Origin of the sequence: Kitasatospora sp. NPDC057512, from assembly GCF_042802135.1 — a bacterium.
Lineage (GTDB): Bacteria > Actinomycetota > Actinomycetes > Streptomycetales > Streptomycetaceae > Kitasatospora.
Map to the genome: position 1 here is coordinate 1 of NZ_JBHVET010000021.1, position 21,143 is coordinate 21,143.

General features: G+C 70.7%; 20 protein-coding genes. 7 read left to right on the plus strand and 13 right to left on the minus strand.

Features of this window, described 5'->3' with window-relative positions:
* Positions 1–110 precede the first annotated feature (110 nt).
* The 6 genes from ACFU6K_RS03140 to ACFU6K_RS03165 form a co-directional block, all read right to left on the minus strand.
* A complete protein-coding gene (locus ACFU6K_RS03140; protein ID WP_380660566.1) occupies positions 111–827 on the minus strand; it encodes an ABC transporter ATP-binding protein in 717 nt (238 codons plus the stop codon).
* The gene (locus ACFU6K_RS03145) at positions 824–1,648 is read right to left on the minus strand and encodes an ABC transporter ATP-binding protein (RefSeq protein WP_380660585.1); all 825 of its coding nucleotides are present in this window, start codon (positions 1,646–1,648) and stop codon (positions 824–826) included. Before ACFU6K_RS03145 ends, ACFU6K_RS03140 begins: the two co-directional genes overlap by 4 nt.
* Positions 1,649–1,656: 8 nt before the next feature.
* Entirely contained in the window at positions 1,657–3,588 is a 1,932-nt protein-coding gene (locus ACFU6K_RS03150) for a branched-chain amino acid ABC transporter permease (protein WP_380660586.1), read from the minus strand.
* Between the two features lie 5 nt (positions 3,589–3,593).
* Positions 3,594–4,523 carry a branched-chain amino acid ABC transporter permease gene (locus ACFU6K_RS03155; protein WP_380660567.1) on the minus strand — a complete coding sequence of 310 codons (930 nt, stop codon included), beginning with the start codon at positions 4,521–4,523 and terminating at the stop codon, positions 3,594–3,596.
* Positions 4,524–4,688: 165 nt separating this feature from the next.
* Positions 4,689–5,915, minus strand: a complete 1,227-nt coding sequence (locus tag ACFU6K_RS03160; protein ID WP_380660568.1) for a branched-chain amino acid ABC transporter substrate-binding protein — start codon at positions 5,913–5,915, stop codon at positions 4,689–4,691.
* A 601-nt stretch (positions 5,916–6,516) separates the two neighbouring features.
* Positions 6,517–6,969, minus strand: coding sequence for a PaaI family thioesterase (locus tag ACFU6K_RS03165; protein WP_380660587.1), 453 nt, complete (start codon positions 6,967–6,969; stop codon positions 6,517–6,519).
* A gap of 284 nt (positions 6,970–7,253) precedes the next feature.
* On the opposite strand from ACFU6K_RS03165, the gene polA reads away from it, so the two are divergent.
* Complete coding sequence (polA, locus tag ACFU6K_RS03170) at positions 7,254–9,941, plus strand: DNA polymerase I (protein ID WP_380660588.1); 2,688 nt, start codon at positions 7,254–7,256, stop codon at positions 9,939–9,941.
* Positions 9,942–10,005: 64 nt separating this feature from the next.
* Here polA and ACFU6K_RS03175 read toward each other — a convergent pair whose 3' ends face one another.
* Entirely contained in the window at positions 10,006–10,998 is a 993-nt protein-coding gene (locus ACFU6K_RS03175; protein ID WP_380660569.1) for an Lrp/AsnC family transcriptional regulator, read from the minus strand.
* A gap of 205 nt (positions 10,999–11,203) precedes the next feature.
* On the opposite strand from ACFU6K_RS03175, the gene ACFU6K_RS03180 reads away from it, so the two are divergent.
* On the plus strand, positions 11,204–12,784 hold the full coding sequence (locus tag ACFU6K_RS03180) for an MFS transporter (RefSeq protein ID WP_380660589.1): 1,581 nt from the start codon (positions 11,204–11,206) through the stop codon (positions 12,782–12,784).
* Between the two features lie 77 nt (positions 12,785–12,861).
* Here ACFU6K_RS03180 and tgmC read toward each other — a convergent pair whose 3' ends face one another.
* From tgmC to ACFU6K_RS03205, 5 genes are all read right to left on the minus strand, one after another.
* Complete coding sequence (gene tgmC / locus ACFU6K_RS03185) at positions 12,862–14,004, minus strand: ATP-grasp peptide maturase system methyltransferase (protein WP_380660571.1); 1,143 nt, start codon at positions 14,002–14,004, stop codon at positions 12,862–12,864.
* Positions 14,001–14,966 carry an ATP-grasp ribosomal peptide maturase gene (gene tgmB / locus ACFU6K_RS03190; RefSeq protein ID WP_380660572.1) on the minus strand — a complete coding sequence of 322 codons (966 nt, stop codon included), beginning with the start codon at positions 14,964–14,966 and terminating at the stop codon, positions 14,001–14,003. The genes tgmC and tgmB overlap by 4 nt, the downstream gene beginning before the upstream one ends.
* On the minus strand, positions 14,966–15,238 hold the full coding sequence (gene tgmA, locus ACFU6K_RS03195) for a putative ATP-grasp-modified RiPP (RefSeq protein ID WP_380660573.1): 273 nt from the start codon (positions 15,236–15,238) through the stop codon (positions 14,966–14,968). The genes tgmB and tgmA overlap by 1 nt, the downstream gene beginning before the upstream one ends.
* 139 nt (positions 15,239–15,377) lie before the next feature.
* Positions 15,378–15,983, minus strand: coding sequence for a hypothetical protein (locus tag ACFU6K_RS03200; protein WP_380660574.1), 606 nt, complete (start codon positions 15,981–15,983; stop codon positions 15,378–15,380).
* Positions 15,984–15,997: 14 nt separating this feature from the next.
* Positions 15,998–16,417, minus strand: a complete 420-nt coding sequence (locus ACFU6K_RS03205; protein WP_380660575.1) for an ATP-binding protein — start codon at positions 16,415–16,417, stop codon at positions 15,998–16,000.
* 311 nt (positions 16,418–16,728) lie between these two features.
* Here ACFU6K_RS03205 and ACFU6K_RS03210 point away from each other — a divergent pair, with 311 nt between their 5' ends.
* From ACFU6K_RS03210 to ACFU6K_RS03220, 3 genes are read left to right on the plus strand one after another with little or no spacing between them, the layout of a single operon-like run.
* Complete coding sequence (locus ACFU6K_RS03210) at positions 16,729–17,607, plus strand: glycosyltransferase family 2 protein (RefSeq protein ID WP_380660576.1); 879 nt, start codon at positions 16,729–16,731, stop codon at positions 17,605–17,607.
* A gap of 9 nt (positions 17,608–17,616) precedes the next feature.
* Complete coding sequence (locus ACFU6K_RS03215) at positions 17,617–17,958, plus strand: hypothetical protein (RefSeq protein ID WP_380660577.1); 342 nt, start codon at positions 17,617–17,619, stop codon at positions 17,956–17,958.
* Entirely contained in the window at positions 17,955–19,310 is a 1,356-nt protein-coding gene (locus ACFU6K_RS03220; RefSeq protein ID WP_380660578.1) for a tetratricopeptide repeat protein, read from the plus strand. The genes ACFU6K_RS03215 and ACFU6K_RS03220 overlap by 4 nt, the downstream gene beginning before the upstream one ends.
* A 2-nt stretch (positions 19,311–19,312) precedes the next feature.
* Here ACFU6K_RS03220 and ACFU6K_RS03225 read toward each other — a convergent pair whose 3' ends face one another.
* Positions 19,313–19,501 (minus strand): ATP-dependent helicase C-terminal domain-containing protein, encoded by a 189-nt coding sequence (locus ACFU6K_RS03225; RefSeq protein ID WP_380660579.1) that lies wholly within the window; start codon positions 19,499–19,501, stop codon positions 19,313–19,315.
* Position 19,502: 1 nt separating this feature from the next.
* Here ACFU6K_RS03225 and ACFU6K_RS03230 point away from each other — a divergent pair, with 1 nt between their 5' ends.
* Positions 19,503–20,702, plus strand: a complete 1,200-nt coding sequence (locus ACFU6K_RS03230) for an XRE family transcriptional regulator (RefSeq protein ID WP_380660580.1) — start codon at positions 19,503–19,505, stop codon at positions 20,700–20,702.
* A 181-nt stretch (positions 20,703–20,883) separates the two neighbouring features.
* Positions 20,884–21,087 (plus strand): DUF397 domain-containing protein, encoded by a 204-nt coding sequence (locus tag ACFU6K_RS03235; protein WP_380660590.1) that lies wholly within the window; start codon positions 20,884–20,886, stop codon positions 21,085–21,087.
* The last annotated feature ends 56 nt before the right edge of the window (positions 21,088–21,143 follow it).

Sequence of the window (21,143 nt, forward strand, 5' to 3'; positions counted from 1 at the left end):
GGCGAGGCCCAGGACCGCAAGAAGGCGGAAGAGGCCAAGCCCGAGTAAGCGGTACGGGAAGGGCCCGGCAGAAGAACGTTTCTGCCGGGCCCTTCCGCGTGCGTACGGGCTCAGTCCTCGCCGAGGTAGGCCTTCCGGACGGACTCGTCGTGCAGGAGGTCGGCGCCCGTCCCGGAGAGGACGACGCGGCCGGTCTCCATGACGTAGCCGCGGTCGGAGAGGGAGAGGGCCGCCTGGGCGTTCTGCTCGACCAGGAGGATGGTCGTACCGGAGGACTTCAGTTCCACGATGGTGGACATGATCTTCTGCATCATCAGCGGGGAGAGCCCCATGGAGGGCTCGTCCAGCATGAGCAGCTTGGGCCGGGACATCAGGGCCCGCCCCATCGCGAGCATCTGCTGCTCGCCGCCGGAGAGCGTTCCGGCGGCCTGGCGGCGGCGTTCGCCGAGGATCGGGAACAGGCCGTAGGCCCGTTCGACGTCCGCGGTGATGCCGGCCGCGTCGGTGCGCAGGAAGGCGCCGAGGAGGAGGTTCTCCTCGATGGTCATCCGGGGGAAGATGTGCCGTCCCTCGGGGGAGTGGGCGAGGCCGAGGGCGACGATCCTGTGGGCGGGGACGGCCGAGAGGTCCCGGCCGTCGAAGGTGATGCGTCCGGCGGTGGGCTTGAGCAGGCCGGACAGGGTGCGCAGGGTGGTGGTCTTGCCGGCGCCGTTGGTGCCGATGAGGGTGGTGACCTCGCCCTGTTCGACGGTGAAGCTGATGCCCTTGACGGCTTCGATCTTGCCGTAGGCGACGCGGAGGTCCTCGACCTCGAGGAGTGCGGTCACTGGTCGGTCTCCGTAACGTTCTCCGGAACAGCCGGGGTGGTGCCTTCGAGCGGGGCGCCCAGGTAGGCGGTGATGACGCGCTCGTCGTTCTGGACGGTCTCGCGGTCGCCCTCGACGATCTTCTGGCCCTGGACGAGCACCGCGGTGCGGTCGCAGAGGTTGAAGATGAAGCGCATGTCGTGCTCGATGACGAGGACGGAGATCCCCTTGTCGCGGATCGCGAAGACGAGTTCCTCGGCGGCCCGGGTCTCCTGGGGGTTCATGCCGGCGGTGGGTTCGTCGAGCAGCAGCAGGCCGGGTTCGGAGGCGAGGGCGCGGGCGATCTCCAGCTTGCGCTGTTCGCCGTACGGGAGGTTGCGGGCGAGGTGGTCGGCCTTCTCGGCGAGGCCGGTGAACATCAGGAGTTCCATGGCCTTCTCGCGGCTCTCGGCCTCGGCGCGGTGGTAGCCGGGGCCGCGCAGGATGGCGGAGAAGATGCCCTCCTTGGTGCGGGTGTGCCGGCCGACCAGGACGTTCTCCAGGACGGTCATGTTGGCGAACAGCCGGATGTTCTGGAAGGTGCGGGCGATGCCGGCCTGGGTGACCAGGTGGGGCTTGGGCGGCAGCAGGGTGTCGCGGTAGCGGACGGCGCCCTCGGTGGGGACGTACAGGCCGGTGAGGCAGTTGAAGAAGGTGGTCTTGCCGGCGCCGTTGGGGCCGATCAGACCGATGATCTCGCCCTCGCCGACGGTCAGGGAGACGTCGTTGACCGCAGTGAGGCCGCCGAAGCGCATGGTGACGCCGGTGACTTCGAGCAGGGGTGCGGCGGTGGTGGTGGTCATCGGGTCGGTCACGCCCCTGACTTGGTGAGTGCGGTCGGCTCGCCGGCGGCCTGGGCCGGGACGTCGGCCTCGTGGAACTCCAGCTGGCGGCGCCGGTTGGGGATGAGGCCCTCGGGGCGGACCCGCATCAGGACGATGAGGGCGGCGCCGAAGGCGAGGAGCTGGTAGTCGGCGAGGAATTCGAGCTTCTTCGGGATGAGGAAGAGCAGCGTGGCGCCGGCCAGCGGGCCGCTGATGGTGCCCATGCCGCCGAGGATGACTGCGGCGAGCAGGAAGGCGGAGTTCGGCGGGAGGGCCTCGGCGAAGGTGTACTGGTCGGGGGTGACGGTGTAGCTGACGTGGGCCTGGACGGTGCCGGCCAGGCCGGCCAGCAGGGCGCCGAGGGCGAAGGCGAGCAGCTTGAGTCGGAAGCCGTTGATGCCCATGGCCTCGGCGGCGGTCTCGTCCTCGCGGATGGCGACCCAGGCGCGGCCGATGCGGGAGTTGCCGACCCGGGCGAAGACCAGCACGACCAGGGCGGTGACCAGCAGCATCAGCAGGTAGTAGTTGGAGAAGCGGCCGAGTTCGACGCCGGCCACGGTGTGCGGCTTGCCGAGGTCGAAGCCGAGGATCTGCAGGTCCGGGATGCGGGGGATGCCGTTGGAGCCGTTGGTGACCTTGGGGCCGGTGGTGCCGTTGAGGTTGAGCATGGTGATGCGGAAGATCTCGCCGAACCCGAGGGTGACGATGGCGAGGTAGTCGCCGCGCAGCCGCAGGGTGGGGGCGCCGATCAGGACGCCGAAGACCATCGAGACGACGGCGCCGGTGAGCATCGCGGCCCAGAACGGGAACTGGACGTGGATGGGCGAGGCGGGGGAGCCGGAGACCAGGGCGGCGGCGTAGGCGCCGACGCCGAGGAAGGCGACGTACCCGAGGTCGAGCAGGCCGGCCAGGCCGACGACGATGTTGAGGCCGAGGGCGACGGTGGCGAAGATCAGGATGTTGGTGGCGACCGAGGTGTACTGGTCGCTGGTCTGGGTGAACGGGAAGCCGGCGGCGGCGGCGAAGGCGGCGCCGGTGGTGACCGGGCGGTGCTTGACGGTCAGCGCGCGCAGCCGGGCGAGCAGGCCGGACCTGGTCAGGGCGGGGACGGCGAGGGCGACGAACAGCAGGTAGCCGGTGAAGAGTTCGCCGTACTCGGTGTCGATGCCGAAGGTGATCGCGAACAGTCCGGTCCCGAAGGCGAGGACGATCAGCAGCACCTCGACCCAGGAGGGGAGGGCCCGCGGCGCGGCCAGCGGGCGGTCGATCCGGCCCAGCCGCAGCGCGCTGTTGGCGAGGTGGCCGAGCTGGAGCAGCAGGACGACGCCGGCCGCGATGGCGAGGCCGCCGGACAGGGCGGTCATGACCGGGGCCACCGGCTGGTCGCCGGGGATGGCGTGGGCGCCGAACCAGGCGGCGGGGGCGACCGGGACGAGCAGGAAGAGACGCTTGTCGAGGATCCGCAGCGGGACGGCGGTGCGGCGGTCGAGGGGCAGGCCGAGGGCGCCGAGGACGGCGAGCAGGCCGCCCGCGGCGAGCACCCAGCCGCCGGGTTCGAGGTTGGCGAGTCCGCCGAGCTCGGAGGAGATGGCGGCGACCGCGTAGACGGCGACGGTGAGGGCGCCGGTGGCGGCGTACAGGACGGCGTTGTTGCTGCGGGTGGGGGCGGCCCAGCGCAGGCCGGGGACGCCCTGGGCGGCGAGCAGCAGGACCAGGGTGAGCAGGCCGGCGGCGAGGGCGAGCCACTGGAGGCCGGCCGGGGAGCCGTAGTAGGTGAGGTCGCCGGGGAAGTCGGAGGTCCAGGTCCAGGACATGGCGGCGGAGGCGGCGGTGGCGAGGGCGCCGAGTCCGGTGACGGCGGCGGCGGTGCGGGCCGGCAGCGGGATGACCGGGGTCGTCTCGGTGTGGGTGGTGGTCATGGTGGTCACGCCCTGTCCGCGACGCGCTCGCCGAGCAGGCCCTGGGGCCGGATCAGGAGGACGAGGATGAGGAGAACGAAGGCCCAGACGTCCTTCCAGGCGCCGCCCCCGAAGAGGTGCATGCCGGGCAGGTGCTGGATGTAGCCGGTGGCGAGGGCTTCGGCGAGGCCGAGGGCGAGGCCGCCGAGCATGGCGCCGTAGATGTTGCCGATGCCGCCGAGGACGGCGGCGGTGAAGGCCTTGAGGCCGAGGATGAAGCCCATCCGGAAGTCGACCTGGCCGCTGCGCAGCCCGTACGCGACGGCGGCGACGGCGGCGAACGCGGCGCCGATGGCGAAGGCCATGACGATGATGCGGTCGGTGTCGATGCCCATCAGCTTGGCGGTGTCCGGGTCCTGGCTGGTGGCCTGCATGGCGCGCCCGGAGCGGGTGCGGGTGACGAACCAGCCGAGGGCGAGCATGCACAGCGGCGCGGCGATGATCAGGAAGAGGTCGCTGCGCTGGATGGTGACGGAGCCGAGGCTGAACGGGTCGCCGGGGAGCTTGGGGAAGACCCGGGCCTTCTTGGCGTCCGGGTAGAAGGAGAAGACGAGCTGCTGGAGCAGGATGGACAGCCCGATCGCGGTGATCAGCGGGGCGAGCCGTGGGGCGTTGCGCAGGGGGCGGTAGGCGAAGCGCTCGGCGGCGACGGCGGTGAGGGTGGAGACCAGGATGCCGGCGATCAGCATGAGCGGCAGGGCCAGCCACAGGGTGGTGCCGCCGGGGAGGGCGAGGTAGGCGGTCAGGGCGCCGAAGCCGCCGACCATGACGATCTCGCCGTGGGCGAAGTTGATGAGCTGGACGATGCCGTAGACCATCGTGTAGCCGATCGCGACGAGCCCGTAGAGGGCTCCGAGGATCAGGCCGTTGGCCAGCTGCTGCGGTAGGTCGTGCACCGCTGGGCCTCCGTAGTGCGTTCGGGGGTGTCCGCGTGGGTGGTGGATGTGGGTGCGCGCGGGGGCACTCGTGGCGCCCCCGCGCGTGTGGTGGTGGTGAAGTGGCGCTGGTGGTGCGGATAGTGACTGGACGCCAGTCGTGCGAGTCGGCGGCCGGCGCCTGGGTCAGCCCTTGAAGGTGCCGGACTTCTCCACGGCCCACTTGCCGTCCTTGACGGTGTAGACGGTGAGCTGCTTGTTGGTGGTGTCGCCGAACTCGTCGAAGGAGACGGTGCCGGTCACGCCGGCGAAGCTGACCTTCTGGACGGCGTCGCGGACGGCCTTGCGGTCGGGGACCTTGCCGTTGTTGTCCTTCACGGCCTGCTTGACGCCCTGGATGATGGCCCAGGCGCTGTCGTAGGAGTAGCCGCCGTAGGTCTCGTAGGCGTCCTTGTAGCCGGCCGCCTTGTAGTCGGCGATGAACTTCTTGGCGGTGTCGAGGCTTTCGACCGGCAGGCCGACGGCGGTGGCGAAGTCGCCCTGGCTCTTGGGGTTGAGCTTGATGAAGTCGCCGCTCTGGATGCCGTCGCCGCCCATCAGCGGGATGTTGACGTTGGCCTCCTTGAGCTGGAGGGAGAGCGGGCCGGCCGCGGGGTACTCGCCGCCGTAGTAGACGGCTTCGGCGCCGGAGCTCTTGACCTTGGTGACGATGGCGGCGAAGTCGCGGTCGTCGGGGTTGACGTGCTCCTCGCCGACCAGTTGGCCGCCGAGCTTGGTGAACTCGCCCTTGAAGGTGCCGGCCAGGCCCGCGCCGTAGGTCTTCTGGTCGTCGATCAGGAAGACCTTGGTCTTCTTGGCGTCGTTGTAGAGGAACTGGGCGGCGAACGGGCCCTGGACGGCGTCGGTGGTGGCGGTGCGGAAGTAGGACGTGAACGGGCGCTTCTTCTCGCCGCTGGCCCACTTCTCGCCCTGGCTGAGGGCGACGCCGGTGTTGGCGGGGGAGACCTGGACCAGGCCGGCGTCGTCGAAGATCTGCTGCATCGACTGCGACACACTGGAGTTGAGCGGGCCGACCACGCCGAGGACCTTGGAGTCGCCGACCAGCTGGGTGGCGTTCTGCTGGCCGGGGGCGGGCTTGCCGGTGTCGTCGAGGGCCTTGATCTCGAACTTGACGCCGGGGACCTCGTTGGTCTCGTTGGCCTTCTTGATCGCGAGGTCGGCGGAGTTGCGGATGCCGAGGCCGAGGGCGGAGAGGTCGCCGGTGAGCGGGGAGTCGACGCCGATGACGACGGTGGTGGAGCCGGAGTTGGAGTTGCCGCCGTCGGCCTTCTTCTCTCCGCGGGAGCCGCAGGCGCTGAGGCTGAGGGCGCCGATAACGGCAATGCTCACGACAACTGCTGAACGGTGACGCACGAGGGTCCCCTTCGGTTCAGGAGGCGCCCGCGCCGGAGTGGCGGGAGCCGGAGTGCGCGGAGGGCCTGGCCCAATCGAATGGCGCGGTGACTGGCCGTGACTCTAGATGCCCTTGGGCGACTCGGGCAGTACTGGGCGCAGGCTGTGATTCTCTTGTTATGAGCACACGGAGCATTTGTCTCACCATGTGGTCGTTCCGGTTCGATCGATCCCGAGATGGCGGGCGTTTACGCGCTGGTAGGGCGATGTAAGGCCCAGAAATGGGGGTTGCAGCTGGCAGTACCGATTATCGGACGCTTGCGTCCGATGCCCTGCTTCCGGCCTTGAGCGTCCGTATTGCGGACAACGAGGGCGCGGCCGAGTGGTCCCGGGGTGCCCGAAGGCCTCGGAACCGGCAATTGATCGGATTTCCTACTTGTTACGCAGCGTTATGAGCGCGGGATGTGTGCCGACCGCGCTCGGACATGTGAACGCCCCCTTGTCCAGACCAACGCCTGCCCAGGGTGGCGGAAGGTCAAACAAGGGGGCGGAAAAGGGACTTGATGTCGTCCGGAGTGAACTGCGGTCCGCTGTGCGGACGTTGTCATACCTCGGCGTTCGGTCAGAGGTCGCGCAGCATGCAGGTCAGCCGGCAGCTGGTGATCCGCCGGCCGGTGTCGTCGGTGATCGCGATCTCGTAGGTGGCGGCGGTGCGGCCCTTGAACACGGCCGTCGCCACCCCGGTCACCAGTCCGGAGGTGGCCGAGCGGTGGTGGGTGGCGTTGAGGTCCACGCCGACCGCGTAGCGGCCGGGACCGGCGTGCAGCATCGCCCCGATCGAGCCCAGGGTCTCGGCCAGCGCCGCCGACGCGCCGCCGTGCAGCAGCCCGTACGGCTGCTGGTTGCCCTCCACCGGCATGGTGCCGACCACGCGGTCGCCGGAGGCCTCGACGATCCGGATGCCGAGCTTCTCGCCGAGGTGGCCGCCGGAGAAGGTCCGCGCGTTCACGCCGAGCTTGGCGAAGTGGTCCAGCACGTCCTGCGGGACGTTCAGGACGGGCGCGGCGTCGGGCATGGCGTCGGGCGCGGTGCCGGGGACGGTCTCGGGGGCGGTGTCGGGGACCGCGTCGGTCATGGGGGAACTCCTGCCGCTCGGGGGTGTGCCGCCTGTGATCGTACGACCGTCCTACTCATAGGTAGCAGCGGTGGCCGGACCGGCGCGGCGTCCTTTTTGTCGGTGCCGGGCCATAGGATCGGTGGCCGGTAGTGGAATCGGCAGGAACGGACGTTGACGTGGCTACGCAGAGTACGGACAAGGGCGCGACGGGTGGCGGCGGGGCCGGCCCGCGGCCCCGGCTGATGCTGCTCGACGGGCACTCGATGGCCTACCGGGCCTTCTACGCCCTGCCCGTGGAGAACTTCAACACCTCCACCGGCCAGCCCACCAACGCGGTCTACGGCTTCGCCTCGATGCTCGCCAACACCGTCCGGGACGAGCAGCCCACCCACCTCGCCGTCGCCTTCGACCTCTCCCGGCAGACGTTCCGCTCCGTCGAGTTCCCCGACTACAAGGCCAACCGCGCCAAGACGCCGGACGAGTTCAAGAGCCAGGTCGGCCTGATCGGCGAACTGCTCGACGCTATGCACGTCCCCCGGCTCACGGCCGAGGGCTTCGAGGCCGACGACATCATCGCCACCCTGGCCACCGCCGCCGAGGCGGCCGGCTACGACGTCGACATCGTCACCGGCGACCGCGACTCGCTCCAGCTGGTCACCGACCACGTCACCGTGCTCTACCCGACCAAGGGCGTCTCCGAGCTCACCCGCTACACCCCGGAGAAGGTCGCCGAGAAGTACGGCGTCACCCCGCGCCAGTACCCGGACCTCGCCGCCCTGCGCGGCGACCCGTCCGACAACCTGCCCGGCATCCCCGGCGTCGGCGAGAAGACGGCCGCCAAGTGGGTCAACCAGTTCGGCTCCTTCGACGAACTGGTCGCCCGCGCCGACGAGGTCAAGGGCAAGATCGGCGAGAAGCTGCGCGACCACCTCGACTCGGTCAAGCGCAACCGGGTGCTCACCGAGCTGGTCCGCGACGTCGAACTCCCGCTCGGCGTCGCCGACCTGGACCGCAAGCCGTTCGACAAGGACGCCGTCGGCACCCTGATGGAGTCGCTGGAGTTCCGCAACGCCAACTTCCGCGACCGCGTCTTCGGCATCGACCCGTCCACCGGATCGGACACCGCCGAGGCCGAACTCGCCCCCGGCGTCGAGGTGGACGGCGAACTCCTCACCGACCCGGGCACCCTGGCCGCCTGGCTGGCCGAGCACGCCTCCGACGGCAAGACCACCGTCGCCCTCGCCGCCGTCTACCAGTGGGCGCTCGGCACCGGCGAGGTCACCGAAGTCGCCCTCGCCGCCGGGGAGACGGCCGCCTGGTTCGACCCGGCGCTGCTCGCCGAGGAGGACGAGCGGGCCTTCGCCGGCTGGCTCGCCGACGCCACCGCCCCCAAGGCCCTGCACATCGCCAAGCAGGTCATGCGCGCCTTCGCCGAGCGCGGCTGGACGATCGACGGCGTCGTCGCCGACACCGCGCTCGCCGCCTACCTGATCAAGCCCGGCCGCCGCACCTTCACCCTGGAGGTGCTCGCCGAGGAGTACCTGGGCCGCTCGCTCACCCCGGCCCCCGCCACCGAGAGCGGCCAACTCTCCTTCGACGCACCGGAGGAGGACGAGACGGCCGCCGCCCGGTCGCTGATGCTCCAGGCCCGCGCCGTGCTCGACCTCGCCGCGCTCTTCGACACCCGCCTCGCCGAGGTCGGCGCCGTCGAGCTGACGCGCGACATGGAACTGCCCATCGCGGCCCTGCTCGCCCGCATGGAGCGCTACGGCATCGCCGCCGACCGCGACTGGCTCACCCGGCTGGAGGCGCAGTTCGCCGCCGAGATCCAGCGCGTGGTGGAGGAGGCGCACGCCGCCGCCGGCCGCGAGTTCAACCTCGGCTCGCCCAAGCAGCTCCAGGAGATCCTCTTCGGCGAGCTCGCGCTCCCCAAGACCAAGAAGATCAAGACCGGCTACACCACCGACGCCGACGCGCTCACCTGGCTGGCCACCCAGACCGACAACGAACTGCCGGTCATCCTGCTGCGCCACCGCGACCAGGCCAAGCTGCGCACCACCGTCGAGGGCCTGCTCAAGACCGTCTCGCCCAAGGGCCGGATCCACACCACCTTCAACCAGATGGTCGCCGCCACCGGCCGGCTCTCCTCGCAGGACCCGAACCTGCAGAACATCCCGGTCCGTACCGAGGAGGGCCGGGCGATCCGCCGCGCCTTCATCGTCGGCGAGGGCTACGAGTCGCTGCTCACCGCCGACTACTCGCAGATCGAACTGCGGATCATGGCGCACCTGTCCGAGGACGAGGCGCTGCTGGAGGCCTTCGCCTCCGGCGAGGACCTGCACACCACCGTCGCCTCCCAGGTCTTCGAGGTGCCCGGCACGGCGGTGGACGCCGAGATGCGCCGCAAGATCAAGGCGATGTCCTACGGCCTGGCGTACGGGCTGTCCGCGTACGGGCTCTCGCAGCAGCTCGGCATCAAGCCGGCCGAGGCCCAGGGCCTGATGGACACCTACTTCGAGCGCTTCGGCGGCGTCCGGGACTACCTGCGCCGGGTCGTCGACGAGGCCCGGGCCACCGGCTACACCGAGACCCTCCTCGGCCGCCGCCGCTACCTGCCGGACCTCAACAGCGACAACCGCCAGCGCCGCGAGATGGCCGAGCGGATGGCCCTCAACGCCCCGATCCAGGGCTCGGCCGCCGACATCGTCAAGATCGCCATGCTCCGGGTCGACGAGGCGCTGCGGGCGGCCGGCCTCACCTCCCGGATGCTGCTCCAGGTCCACGACGAAATCGTGCTGGAGCTGGCCCCCGGCGAGCGCGAGCGGGTCGAGGCCGTCGTCCGCGAGCAGATGGCGGGCGCCTACCCGCTGCGCGCCCCGCTGGACGTCTCCGTCGGCGTCGGCCCGAACTGGGAGGCCGCCGCGCACTGACGGGCGGCCTTCGGGCGGGCCCGGGCGCGCGAGGCGTCCGGGCCCGTTCTCCGGTGCGCCCGCGTCAGCCCAGCGGGGGGTGGATCAGCCGTCCGTGGTGGATCAGGGACACGGACTGCTTGAGGCGGCGGACGCGGATGCTGATCTCGTAGCCCCGGATGCCCTCGATACGGGCCAGGCGGCCGCTGAGGTAGCGGTAGAAGTCGGGGGTGTCCCGGCAGATGACGACGGCCATGAGGTTGTGCCTGCCGCTGGTCGCCGCGACGAAGGCGCATTCGTCGTGCCGGCCCAGCTCCTCGCCGACCCGGTCGAGTGCGGGCAGGTCGACCTGGAGCCAGAGGACGGCGTTGAGCTCGTAGCCGAGGCGTTCGGGCAGGATGTCGATGCCGTAGGCGAGGGAGCCGGAGGCCTCCAGGGCCTCCAGCCGGCGGGCGACCCGGGGCGTGGACCAGCCGGTGACCTCCGCCAGGCGGGTGTGGGAGGCGCGGCCGTCCTCCGCCAGGGCCTCGAAGAGCGGGAGGTCCTCGTCGGCCTGGGCGAGCGGCGGCCCGGCGGCCACGGGGCGCTCCGCCGTCAGCCGTCGCACCTGCTCGTCGGTCAGGGCGCGCTCCCCGCCGGCCCAGCCGACCGCGTCCGGGGCGCCGAACGCGTGGAGGAGGAGGTCGACGCTCATGTCGAGGACCGAGGCGGCGCGCGGGAGCTGGCGCAGCAGGACGTCGTCGCGCCCGGTGCCGGCGGCCGAGCGGATGGTGCAGATGATCTCCGACCCGCCGGAGGCGATGCTGGCGTAGCCGACCTCGGGCCTGCGGGCGAGGGAGTCGGCGACGGGCCCCACGGCCTCCGGGCGGCAGCGCAGCCGCGCGACCCACTCCGCCCGCCCGTGGGCGGACGGGCTCCGCTGCCCGACGACGCGCAGGATCCCGCCGCGCCGCAGCGCGTTGTAGCGGCGGGCCACGGTCTGTTCGGACACCCCCACGACCTCGCCGAGGCGGCGGAACGAGACCCGGGGGGCGACGTAGAGCCCGTGGATGATTTTGCGGTCCAGATCGTCAGGCACGGAGGAATCCTGACACAGGGGCGAAGTGGAATGGAGGTTCTGGCACGCCCTCCGGGATCGCTTGGGGATTCCTCGCCCGTGGGGCCGAAGCTTTCCCGTGCCCCCAGCAACCGGTGCCCGCGCGGCATCCCGCAGTCGAAGGAACCACCCCGTGAACTCCGCAACGGTGCAGCGCCCCGTGGCCGGACGAGGCGTCACGCTCGTCATGGCCTGTCTGGGCGTCTTCGTCGCCTACCTTCCCGTGACCACCGTGTCCGTGAGCCTGCCGGCGCTCCAGCGGGCGTTGGGCGCCTCGACCTCCCAACTGTCCTGGGTCTCGGACGCGTTCGTCCTGCCGATGGCCGCGCTGATCCTGACCACCGGGGTGTGGGGCGACGTCCACGGCCGCAAGCGGGTGTTCCAGGCGGGCATGGCCTTCTGCGCCCTGGGCGCGGCCGTCTCGCTGAGCGCGGACTCGGTGCAGTGGCTGTGGGTCGGGCAGGCGGCCTCCGGACTGGGTGCGGCGGCCCTGCTGCCCACCACGCTGGCCCTGATCAGCCACGCCGTCCCCGACCACCGGGAGCGCGGGAGGTTCATCGGCCTGTGGGCGATGTCCATGCTGGCCTCGCTGGCCCTGGGCCCGCTGATCGCCGGGCTGCTGCAGCAGCACGTCGCGGTGCGCTGGATCTTCCTCCTGCCGATCCCGGTGTCCCTGGTCGTGCTGGTCGTCGCGGCCTTCCTGCTGCCCGACTCCCGGGCGCCGCACGGCCGGCGGCTCGACTGGCCCGGGCAGATCAGCGCGGCCGTCACGGTCACCGCCGTCGTCTTTGGCGTGATCGAGGGCGGCGCCGACGGCTTCGGTACGCCCTCCGTGGTGGCGGCCCTGGTGATCGGCGCCGTGAGCGCGGTCGCGTTCGTCGTGGTGGAGCGCCGCAGCAGCAGCCCGATGCTCGACCTGGCCCTGTTCCGCAGCCCCGCCTTCGCCGCCACGTCGCTGGTCGCCATGATCAGCTTCCTGGGGCTGATCGGCTTCTTCTTCGTCCTGAGCCTGTACTTCGGCCTGGTGCAGCACCTGAGCACGTGGGAGGCCGGACTGCGGATGGTCCTGGTCTCCGGGACGTCCCTGGTCGCGGGCATCCCCGTCGGACGGCTGATGCACCGGGTGTCCGCCCGGGTCATGATCACCACCGGTCTGGTGGTGATGGCGGGCTCGCTGCTGTCGCTGACCGGCGTCGACGCGGGCACCTCCTACGGCTCGCTCGCCTGGCGCCTGGTCCTGCTCGGCCTCGGCATCGGCGCCGTCCTCACCCCGATGACGGCCTCCGCGGTCTCCTCCGTACCGCACCACCTGGCCGGCATGGCCGCGGCGGGCAACAACGCCTTCCGCCAGCTCGGCGGCGCCCTCGGCCCCGCCGTGCTCGGCACCCTGCTGACCACCCGCGCCCTCGACGCCCTGCCCGACCGGCTCGCCGACGCCGGCGTGCCCACGGAGACCGGCGGCCACGTCCTCGCCGTCGCCCGGGAGCAGGGCCTCGGCGCCGTGGCCGGGCTCGACCTGGGCCCCGCCACCAAGCCGGCCCTGAGCGCGCTCGGCGGCTCCTTCCTCGACGGCCTCCAGCTCTGCCTGGTCGTGTCGGCCTCGCTCGCCCTGCTGGCGGCCCTCGCCTGCGCCGTCCTCCTGCGGCCGGCGGCGCCCGCCGGGCGTCCTGGTGCCGCGCCGGGTGCCGGGGCACCGGTTCCGCCGGCCGCCCCCATCCCCGTGTTCGCCGAGAGCGCGTCCGCCCAGGGGTCGCGGCGCACCCCGTGACAGCGGGTGGCTCGGACCGCCCCAACCCGCGCACGGGTTGGGGCGGCAGGCTGCGTCCCGTCCGAAGGGGAGCAGGGTCAGATCGGCAGGTTCCAGCCCGGGCCGTCCTGGCTGCCGAGCCAGACGCGTTGGCCGGTTGCCGAGACCGTGATGCCGAAGGCGTCCTGGGACGGCTCGCCCGCGCTCTGCCATGCCTCGATGGCGGACTCCACCCGGTCCCACAGGCGGATCGGTCCGCGCTGGACGACGGTCCAGCCGCCTGCCGGGTCGGGCATGGTCCGGGCCTGCGAGCCGGTGGCCACGTCCGAGAGGATCTGCTGACCGCCCGTCCCCAGCCGTTCCGCCGAGGGGGCCGCGAGCTGCGCGACCCAGCTTCCGGCCCACGTGTCGAGCTTCGCGGGGTCGACGCGGCTCGCGCGCTCCTCGCCGGGGAGCAGGGCGAGGGCCGGACGGGGCGGCCGGTCGTGCGGGCGGGCGATCATGAAGCTGGTGTAGCCGGGCAGGAACCTGCCGGTGGCCTCGCCCGGGCCGGTCACGTCGAGCAGTGCCAGGGCGTTGGCGTAGCCCCACCCGGAGAGGGTGACCAGGATTCGGCCGCCCGGCGTCACCTGGCGGAGCCAGGCCATCGGCAGGTACCGGACCGAGCACGTCGCGATCAGCCGGTCGAACGAGCCGCCGTCCGGGTCCCCGCCGAGACCGTCGCCGGTGACGAGGCGCGGGGCGTAGCCGGCGGCCTCGACGGCCGTGGCCGCGCGTTCGGCGACCCGGGGGTCGTACTCGATGCTGGTGACGGCCCCGTCGCCGAGGCGGTGAGCCCCGAGGGCGGTCGAGTAGCCGGTCCCGGTGCCGACTTCGAGCACCCGGTGGCCGACGTCCGCGCCGAGTCGCTGCCACATGTCCAGCACGAGCGAGGGCAGCGTCGAGGACGACGAGGGCGCCCCGGAGACCGGCTGCTCCCCGGTCTCCTCCGGGCATGTGCGACCGTCGAGTTGGGTGACGAGGGTCTGGTCGGTGTAGACCCCCTCCAGGTATCCGGGGTCGCCGTGGCGCACGGTCCGGTAGCTGGTCGGGGCGCTTCCCTCGATCGGGACGAAGTAGCTGCCGACGAACAGCTCGCGCGGTACGGCGGTGGCGGCGTCGATCCACGCGGGGTCGGTGAGGGTGCCGTTCCCGGTGAGCCGGTCGACCAGGGCGGCGCGCAGGATAGCGGACGTGGTCATGCGTGGTGGCCTCTTTCCAGTTGGTCGGCGATCGCGTGCGCGATCCGATGGGTGGTCTCGTCCGGCTGCCACGCCCACTGCCCGTTCGGGTTGCACTCCAGGAAGGACCACGTGCCGTCGGTGGTGACGGCGAAGTCGAATGCCCCGAAGACCAGTCGGAAGGCGGCGAGGTAGCGGGCGATGGCCTCGGCAACCGGGGCGGGGACGTCGATCGGGCTGCAACGCATTCGGTCCTGGCGGTGTCGCCAGTCGAGGTCCGGGCTGTCGATGCGGGCGCCGAAGAGCCGGTTTCCGACGGCGGTCACCCGGGTGTCGAACGCCTTGGGAACCCTGGCCTGGAACAGGTGCGGGCACGCCGTCACCGCGTCGGTGATCTCCTGGCCGCGGACTTCGTGCACCCAGACGGCCCGGGCCTGCCCGTCGACCGAGTACGGGGTGTTCCACAGGGGCTTGTAGACCGTGCCGGCGACCTGGGCGGTGACGAAACTCCGTGCCTCGTGGTCGTCGTCGGTGATCAGGGTGTCGGGCACCCGGAATCCGCAGCGCTGGGCGGTGGCGAGCTGAGCCGGCTTGTACTCCGCTGCCCGGTTGGACCACGGGTGGTTCACGTAGTGCGCCTCTGGAAGTGAGGCCAGGATGCCACCCGCCCCCCAGAACGCCTGGGAGGCGGCGAACCGGCGGTCCTGGCCGGAAAGGTCCGGCGGCCCGCCGTAGGGCGAGGGCCTGCGCACCCAGACGGATCGCACGGCCGTGAGGTCCAGTTCCCGGCTCGACGTGCGGAGCGTGCCTCGCTGAACGCCCGTACGGTACGTGGCGGTCAGCGCGGCACCCGCGTGCAGGTCGGTGCCGGGATCGAGACGGACCACCGGTACCCGGCGCTCGGCGAGCACCCGCAGGACCGTATCCGCTGTCACATCGGAGGAGTTGGTCAGTACCAGCACCGACCTGCTTCGGTGGTCCATCAGTCGTTGCTCTGGTCCTGGTCGTAGGACTCGGTCACATCGCTGTCGGTGGCCCCGCCCGGCTTGGCCCCGTCGCCGGGGCTCGTGTGGGTGGGCGTGACACCGCTGGTGCTGGTGCCGTGGCTCCCCAACTCGACCGTTCGGCCGGTCTCGTCCACGATGACGGCGATCTGCGTCTCGGGGTCGATCACGGGCGTGAACGACGGGAGCGTGGCCGTGGCCGGGTAGGGCGCCATCCTGCTGATGCCCCACGGTGTGGGCGTCTGGGTCATGGGTTTCTCCTGGTGGTGGTCCGGATCGTGTTGTTGCGGTCGTCCCGTCCCGGCGGGGAGGGGGTGCCAGGCCCGGGAGGGGCTCTGGCCATGGCTAGGCGGGACTCAGGAGGCCGGAGACGCCGAGGGGGCGGAAGGCTCATCGGACGGTCGCCTCGGGTGGCGAGGAGTAGGAAGTCGGTGGGGTCGACTTCTGGTGCTTGGTGGCTTGGGTGCGGCAGTTGGTGAGGGCGTATTTGATGCGGGTGTCGGGGTTGGGGGTGGTGGTGAGGAGTTCGCCGGCGGTGGTGAGGGTGGTCCAGTAGCGGGTGGGGTTGCCGGTGCGGGGGTGGGGGTGGGTGGTGGTGAGGGAGAGGTAGGCGGTGGTGAGGTTGCCGGTGGTGAACCAGCGGTGGAGGCCGTGGTGGTGGCCGGGGCGGAGGCTGCCGTGGGCGTCGATGGCGGTGAGGAGGTGGTCGACGATGGTGAGTTCGGTGTCGGTGAGGCTTTTGGGGATGTCGAAGACGCCGATGGCTTCGAGGAGTTCGCCGGTGTCGGTTTCCTCGCCGGGGTGGTGGTCGGCGAGGAGGGCGTCGTAGCAGTCGTTGAGGCGGCGGGTGGTCTCGGCGAGGGGGATGGTGAGGGCGAGGCAGACGGCGCGGGCGGAGGGGAGGGGCCTGCGGGTGCGGCGGGCGAGGAGGGCGTAGGTGTCGGCGGGGGTGCGGCCACGGGAGAGGGCGTGCCGGGCGATGGTCGTGAGGTGCACGGGGGTTCGGGCTTTCAGATGGTGGTGGCGGGGGCGATGTGGGCCCAGGTGAACTTGCCGATGCCGCAGGGGCGCGGGGTGCAGCCCCAGCGTTCGGCGAGTTCGTTGACGAGGAGCAGGCCGCGTCCGCGCTCGTCGGAGGGGGCGGGGGTGTGGAGGGACGGACGGCCGCTGCCGGCGTCGTGGACCTCCAGCCGGAGGCGGGAGTTGATCAGGGCGAAGCGGATCTCGATGTGGCGGTCGTCCGGCGCGTCGGAGTGCTGGACGGCGTTGGCGAACAGCTCGCCGAGGAGGAGTTCGGCGGTGTCGGCGTAGCGGTCGCCGGAGGGCAGGCCGGAGAGGTACGCGCGGAGCAGGTAGCGCGCCAGGGGCGTGGACTCGATGCAGGAGTCGAGGTGCGCGACGAACGCACGGGGCCGGCGGGACGAGAGCATGGGGGAGCACCTCAAGGGGGCGGAGGGGCGTGCGAAGGGAGTGCACTGCGTGCTGGGCTTGTCCGGGCGACCGGACGGCGCCTGCCCGCAAAGGGGAGAGGGGGACCGGGAGCATGGCCCGGGCGGCCGCGGATGGAGCCGACAGCCTTCCTACGGGCGAATCAGGAGCTTTTGGGCATCAGCAGGAGCGGGTGGTGTGGGAGGGTGGCCCGGCAGCCGGCCCGTCCCGGCCGGCACGCGCAGCGGCGCGTATCCGGGGCGCGGTGTCGGCGAGATCATTAACGTTTCCTCACACAGTTGGGTTGAGTGCGATGGGCGTCACGCTGGGCGTGGTGGTGCTGACGATGGGTGACCGGCCTGCGGAGCTGGCGGCGCTGTTGGACTCGGTGCGGGCCCAGGACGGCGGCGGCAGCGGCGTGCGGACCGTGGTGCTCGGGCAGGGCGTGAAACTGCCCGAACTGCCCGACTGGGTGGACCCCGTGGAGCTGTCCGAGAACCTCGGCATCCCCGGCGGCCGCAATGCCGGTGTCGAGTGGCTGCGCGAGCTGGGCGGCACGGACGTGCTGGTCGTCCTGGACGACGACGGCCTCTTGCCCCGCACCGACACCTTCCGACTGGTCCGGGAGGCCTTCGAGCGGGACCCGGGGCTCGGGATCGTGTCTTTCCGCATCGCGGACGAGACCGGGTTCACCCAGCGCCGGCACGTTCCCCGCCTCGGTGCGTCGGACCCTCTGTTGTCCGGGGAGGTCACCACCTTCCTGGGCGGCGGCCACGCCATCCGGATGAGCGTCATCGACCAGGTCGGCATGTTCCCCGCCGAGTTCTTCTACGCCCACGAGGAGACCGACTTCGCCTGGCGCGCCCTGGACGCGGGCTGGCGCATCGACTACCGCGCCGACATGGTGCTGCAGCACCCCCGCACCGACCCGGCCCGGCACGCCACCTACTACCGGCTGACGGCCCGCAACCGGGTCTGGCTGGCCAAGCGCCACTTGCCCGCCATCCTGGTGCCGGTCTACCTCACCTCCTGGGCGGCCTACACGGTGGTCCGTCGGCCGCCGCTGTCCGGTCTCAAGGCATGGTGGTCCGGCTTCTTCGAGGGCGTGCGCTCGCCGTGCCCGCCACGTCGACCGATGCGGTGGCGCACGGTGTGGCGGATGGCGAAGCTGGGTCGGCCGCCGGTGTTCTGACAGAACGCCATGCGCAGTCGCCAGGTTGAGGATGGCGTCGACAACGCGCTGTATGTCCGTGCCGATCACGGCCGGGCAGAGGAACAAGTTGTGCTGGACTCCGTCCAGGACGGTCGGCGTGGTTCCGCGCTTGGCGAGCTGAGCAAGGATGCGGCTACCGATGACGAGCATGCTGGCCCCGATCGGCTCGTGCAGGCGCGGATCGAAGAACGCGTTGGCCATGAGGCATCGACCTCCTCTGAAGTGCAGGCATGTGCAATCAGTGAACATCTGGACACGCTCTGGCGGTACGGTGATGGGCCGTCCATCGCGTTCAATCTGTTCAAGGTCACTTCTGGTGGCATGAGTTGACTGGACGTAAGGAGCCGAATCGGCAGCTGACGGCCGTCATCGAGGAAGTCGGGTGTACGTACGAAGCCCTAGCCAAGGTGATTCGCGGCGTCGCGGCGGAGTCCGGTGAGACGCTGCACACCTCGCGGTCGGCTGTGCTCTCCTGGATGAGGGGCGGTACTCCAACGGGCCGAACCGCGGCCTACCTTGCCGAGGCGTTGACGAGAATGGCGAGGCGGAAGGTGACGACCGCCGAGATCGGTCTAGGCTTCCCGGCGTTCAGGGAGGTCATGGCCCCTGATCCTCTGGCAACCGCTGCCGATCTGGGGAGACTTGTCATGCTCCACCGTCGCGACTTCCTCGCCCTCGCTTTCGCTGTCGGCATTGTCGGGCTCCCGCTCAGCTACGACCGCCAGGCAGTCGCCGCCACACTGCGAGGTGCGAAGGCCGGCCGCAGAGCCGGTGCCGAAGAGGTGTCCACCGTCCGGCAGCTCACCGAGATGTTCAGAACTGCCGATGAGAGGCTGGGCGGTGGTTACGGACTCTCCACGGTGTCGTCCTACCTGGTGGATGCCGTCGTGCCGATGCTCCAGGCCACGTTCCCGTCCGAGGAGATTCGGCGGAGCGCGTACGGGGCGGCGGCCGAGCTGGCGACCCTGGTCGGATGGAAGTGCCACGACCTCGGTCGCGAGGGTGCCGCCCAGAGGTTCTACCTTCTCGCTTACCAACTTGCCTGTGAGTCCGATCCCGCAGGTCACGGGGCTTGGATGATGCGTGCCCTCACCCACCAGGCCCTTGACCTGAACCAGACCACACACTGCGTGGAACTGGCCGAGGCCGCGCTGACGCGGGCCCAGGGGAAAGTCGACCGCAAGACGGAGGCGCTGTTGCTGGTGACAGCCGCCCGGGCGTACGGAGCAAGCGGCCGGAGCAAGAACGCTGCCGGAGCACTCCTCGCTGCGGAGGATGCCATGCTTGCCAGTGATGACGGCGTTCCCTCGTACGCTGGCGCCTCAGGCCCGGTCGCGGCCACCGTGGCCTCGCATACTGGCAAGACCCTGACCGGGATGGAGGACCACCGAGCCGCCGAACGGCACTATCGCGCGGCGTTGCAGGACCGCGTCCCGTCGACATATCAGCGGGTTCGCGGCTTGACTCTCGCGAACCTCGCCAAGTCCGTGGCTGCCCAGCACCGTCACGAGGAGGCCGTGATCCTGTGGAACGAGTGCCTGGACCTCATGGACGGCGTGGCATCGGACCGGAACAAGAAGGAACTCAAGACCGTGCGCTCGGCCATGGCCGTCTACAGTGCACGAGGAATCCCCGGTGCCCCCGAACTTGCCCAGCGCGTTACCGAACTCGCATCTGGGTGACCTCAGATTGGGCGACCTGTCATGGGTTCGGCTGTTGTGGGGTTTCCGGGCCAAAGGTGGCGGGGGTGGGGGCCTCTCAGATTGGCGTGGACGGCGCGGTAGCCCTCGCGCCAGATGGATTCCATGTCCCGGGTGCGGCATCGGCTCGTAGTCGACCGCAGGGCGTCGCGCCCGCTGCAAAGAAGGAGCATCGTGCCCAGCGCACCCGTGGCAGATGACCAGCCCACCCCATTGGCCAGCGTCGAGCAGTGGCGACGGGTGCGCGGCTTCCTGAACGACCAGCGTTACGCGTTGACCGGCCGGCTGCTGGCAGAGAACACGCCCGGGAGTCTCATCCCGGGGACACCCCTTCTGGCCCGACAGCACTGGATTCCGGAACAGCCGGTGCCGCTGGAGCACGTCCGGCTGAGCTGGAAGCCAGACGCGCCCGCAGCACCCTTGAATGGCGGTGAGCCTGAGCTTGATCAGATCAGGCCGCGCCGGGAGGACGGGACCGTCTACCGCACGTATGCGGACGCGGTCCGGGATCTCGCCAAGCCGAGGCTGTTCGAGAACCGAAACTGCTACCGCCTGCTCGACGTTGAGGGATCAGCCGCCGGCCCGAGACTGACCTTCGGCCGGGGCCGGTACTTCGACGTGATCAACATCTGCGAGGCCGCCGCACACGAGTACGCTGCGGCAGCCCTGGAGAGCCCGGACAAGCCGGTGGATCCTGCGGCAACGCCGTTCCGCGCGTCCATCGCCGATCCGACCGACCTCCTGCATCGGCCCGTCATGGCGGCAACGAGCACGCTGACCATCCGGAACGATCGGGCAACCGGCGAGGCCGAGTTCGTGCTGCACTGGCGCGACCCCGAGAAGGTCGCCAGCGGTGGAGGCCTCTACCAGGTCATGCCCGTCGGGATGTTCCAGGCGTCACACGACGCACCATGGAACGAGGGGAACGACTTCGATCTCTGGCGGGCGATCCTCAGGGAGCTGAACGAGGAACTCCTCGGTGGCACCGAGGACTACGGAAGCGACAGGGCGCCCATCGACTACGCGGCCTGGCCGCTCAACCAGAAGCTCACCACTGCTCGCGAAGACGGGAGGCTGCGGGTCTTCTGGCTGGGCCTCGGCATGGATCCGCTGACGTTCGTCACCGACATGCTGACCGTCGCCGTGTTCGACGCCGACCTGTTCGATGAGACGTTCCAGCGGATCGTCTCCAGCAACGACGAAGGCCATCGGGTCGGACCGGAGGACGCGACCGGGTGCTCGGTCGGCGTCCCGTTCACCGCTGAGCAGGTGGATCGCCTTACAAGCAACGAACCGATGCAGCCTGCCGGTGCGGCCCTTCTGCGGCTTGCCTGGCAGCACCGGGAGGCTCTCCTGGGAAACTACCTCCGGTAGCGGTCCTGTTGCGATCTGCCTGGCACCTTGCTGCCCGAAGCGCTCGGACGGGGCCTTCTGGAACGGGACTCTGAGTTCCTGGCCAGATGGGCTGGCCAGGACGATCGGCATCAAGTCGATGCCCTGACCCGGCCGGAGAGTGAAACCGTGATCCGGGAGGTACGGAAGGATTATGAACGGCATGCACGGTGACCATCCGGCTGACGCCGCGTGGCGAAAGAGCTCCTACAGCAACGGGCAAGGCGGGTGTGTCGAGGTCGATGACCTGAGCCCTGGAACGGTACGCGACTCCAAGGACCCCCACGGTCCTGTGTTGGTCTTCCGGTCGGACGCATGGCAGTCGTTTGTGACCGCCGTCCGCTTCGGAGAGTTCGGCGACGTCTGACGCGTCCTGCGAACCGCCTCGGACCCCACTACCCGCAGACGGGTAGTGGGGTCTTC

Excerpts from the sequence above, each read along its gene's own strand:
- ACFU6K_RS03145 (WP_380660585.1), bottom strand. The coding sequence starts at position 1,648 with ATGACCACCACCACCGCCGCACCCCTGCTCGAAGTCACCGGCGTCACC.
- ACFU6K_RS03150 (WP_380660586.1), bottom strand. The coding sequence starts at position 3,588 with ATGACCACCACCCACACCGAGACGACCCCGGTCATCCCGCTGCCGGCC.
- ACFU6K_RS03165 (WP_380660587.1), bottom strand. The coding sequence starts at position 6,969 with ATGCCCGACGCCGCGCCCGTCCTGAACGTCCCGCAGGACGTGCTGGAC.
- polA (WP_380660588.1), top strand. The coding sequence starts at position 7,254 with ATGCTGCTCGACGGGCACTCGATGGCCTACCGGGCCTTCTACGCCCTG.
- ACFU6K_RS03180 (WP_380660589.1), top strand. The coding sequence starts at position 11,204 with ATGGCCTGTCTGGGCGTCTTCGTCGCCTACCTTCCCGTGACCACCGTG.
- tgmC (WP_380660571.1), bottom strand. The coding sequence starts at position 14,004 with ATGACCACGTCCGCTATCCTGCGCGCCGCCCTGGTCGACCGGCTCACC.
- tgmB (WP_380660572.1), bottom strand. The coding sequence starts at position 14,966 with ATGGACCACCGAAGCAGGTCGGTGCTGGTACTGACCAACTCCTCCGAT.
- tgmA (WP_380660573.1), bottom strand. The coding sequence starts at position 15,238 with ATGACCCAGACGCCCACACCGTGGGGCATCAGCAGGATGGCGCCCTAC.
- ACFU6K_RS03205 (WP_380660575.1), bottom strand. The coding sequence starts at position 16,417 with ATGCTCTCGTCCCGCCGGCCCCGTGCGTTCGTCGCGCACCTCGACTCC.
- ACFU6K_RS03210 (WP_380660576.1), top strand. The coding sequence starts at position 16,729 with ATGGGCGTCACGCTGGGCGTGGTGGTGCTGACGATGGGTGACCGGCCT.
- ACFU6K_RS03215 (WP_380660577.1), top strand. The coding sequence starts at position 17,617 with ATGCGCAGTCGCCAGGTTGAGGATGGCGTCGACAACGCGCTGTATGTC.
- ACFU6K_RS03225 (WP_380660579.1), bottom strand. The coding sequence starts at position 19,501 with ATGCTCCTTCTTTGCAGCGGGCGCGACGCCCTGCGGTCGACTACGAGC.
- ACFU6K_RS03235 (WP_380660590.1), top strand. The coding sequence starts at position 20,884 with ATGCACGGTGACCATCCGGCTGACGCCGCGTGGCGAAAGAGCTCCTAC.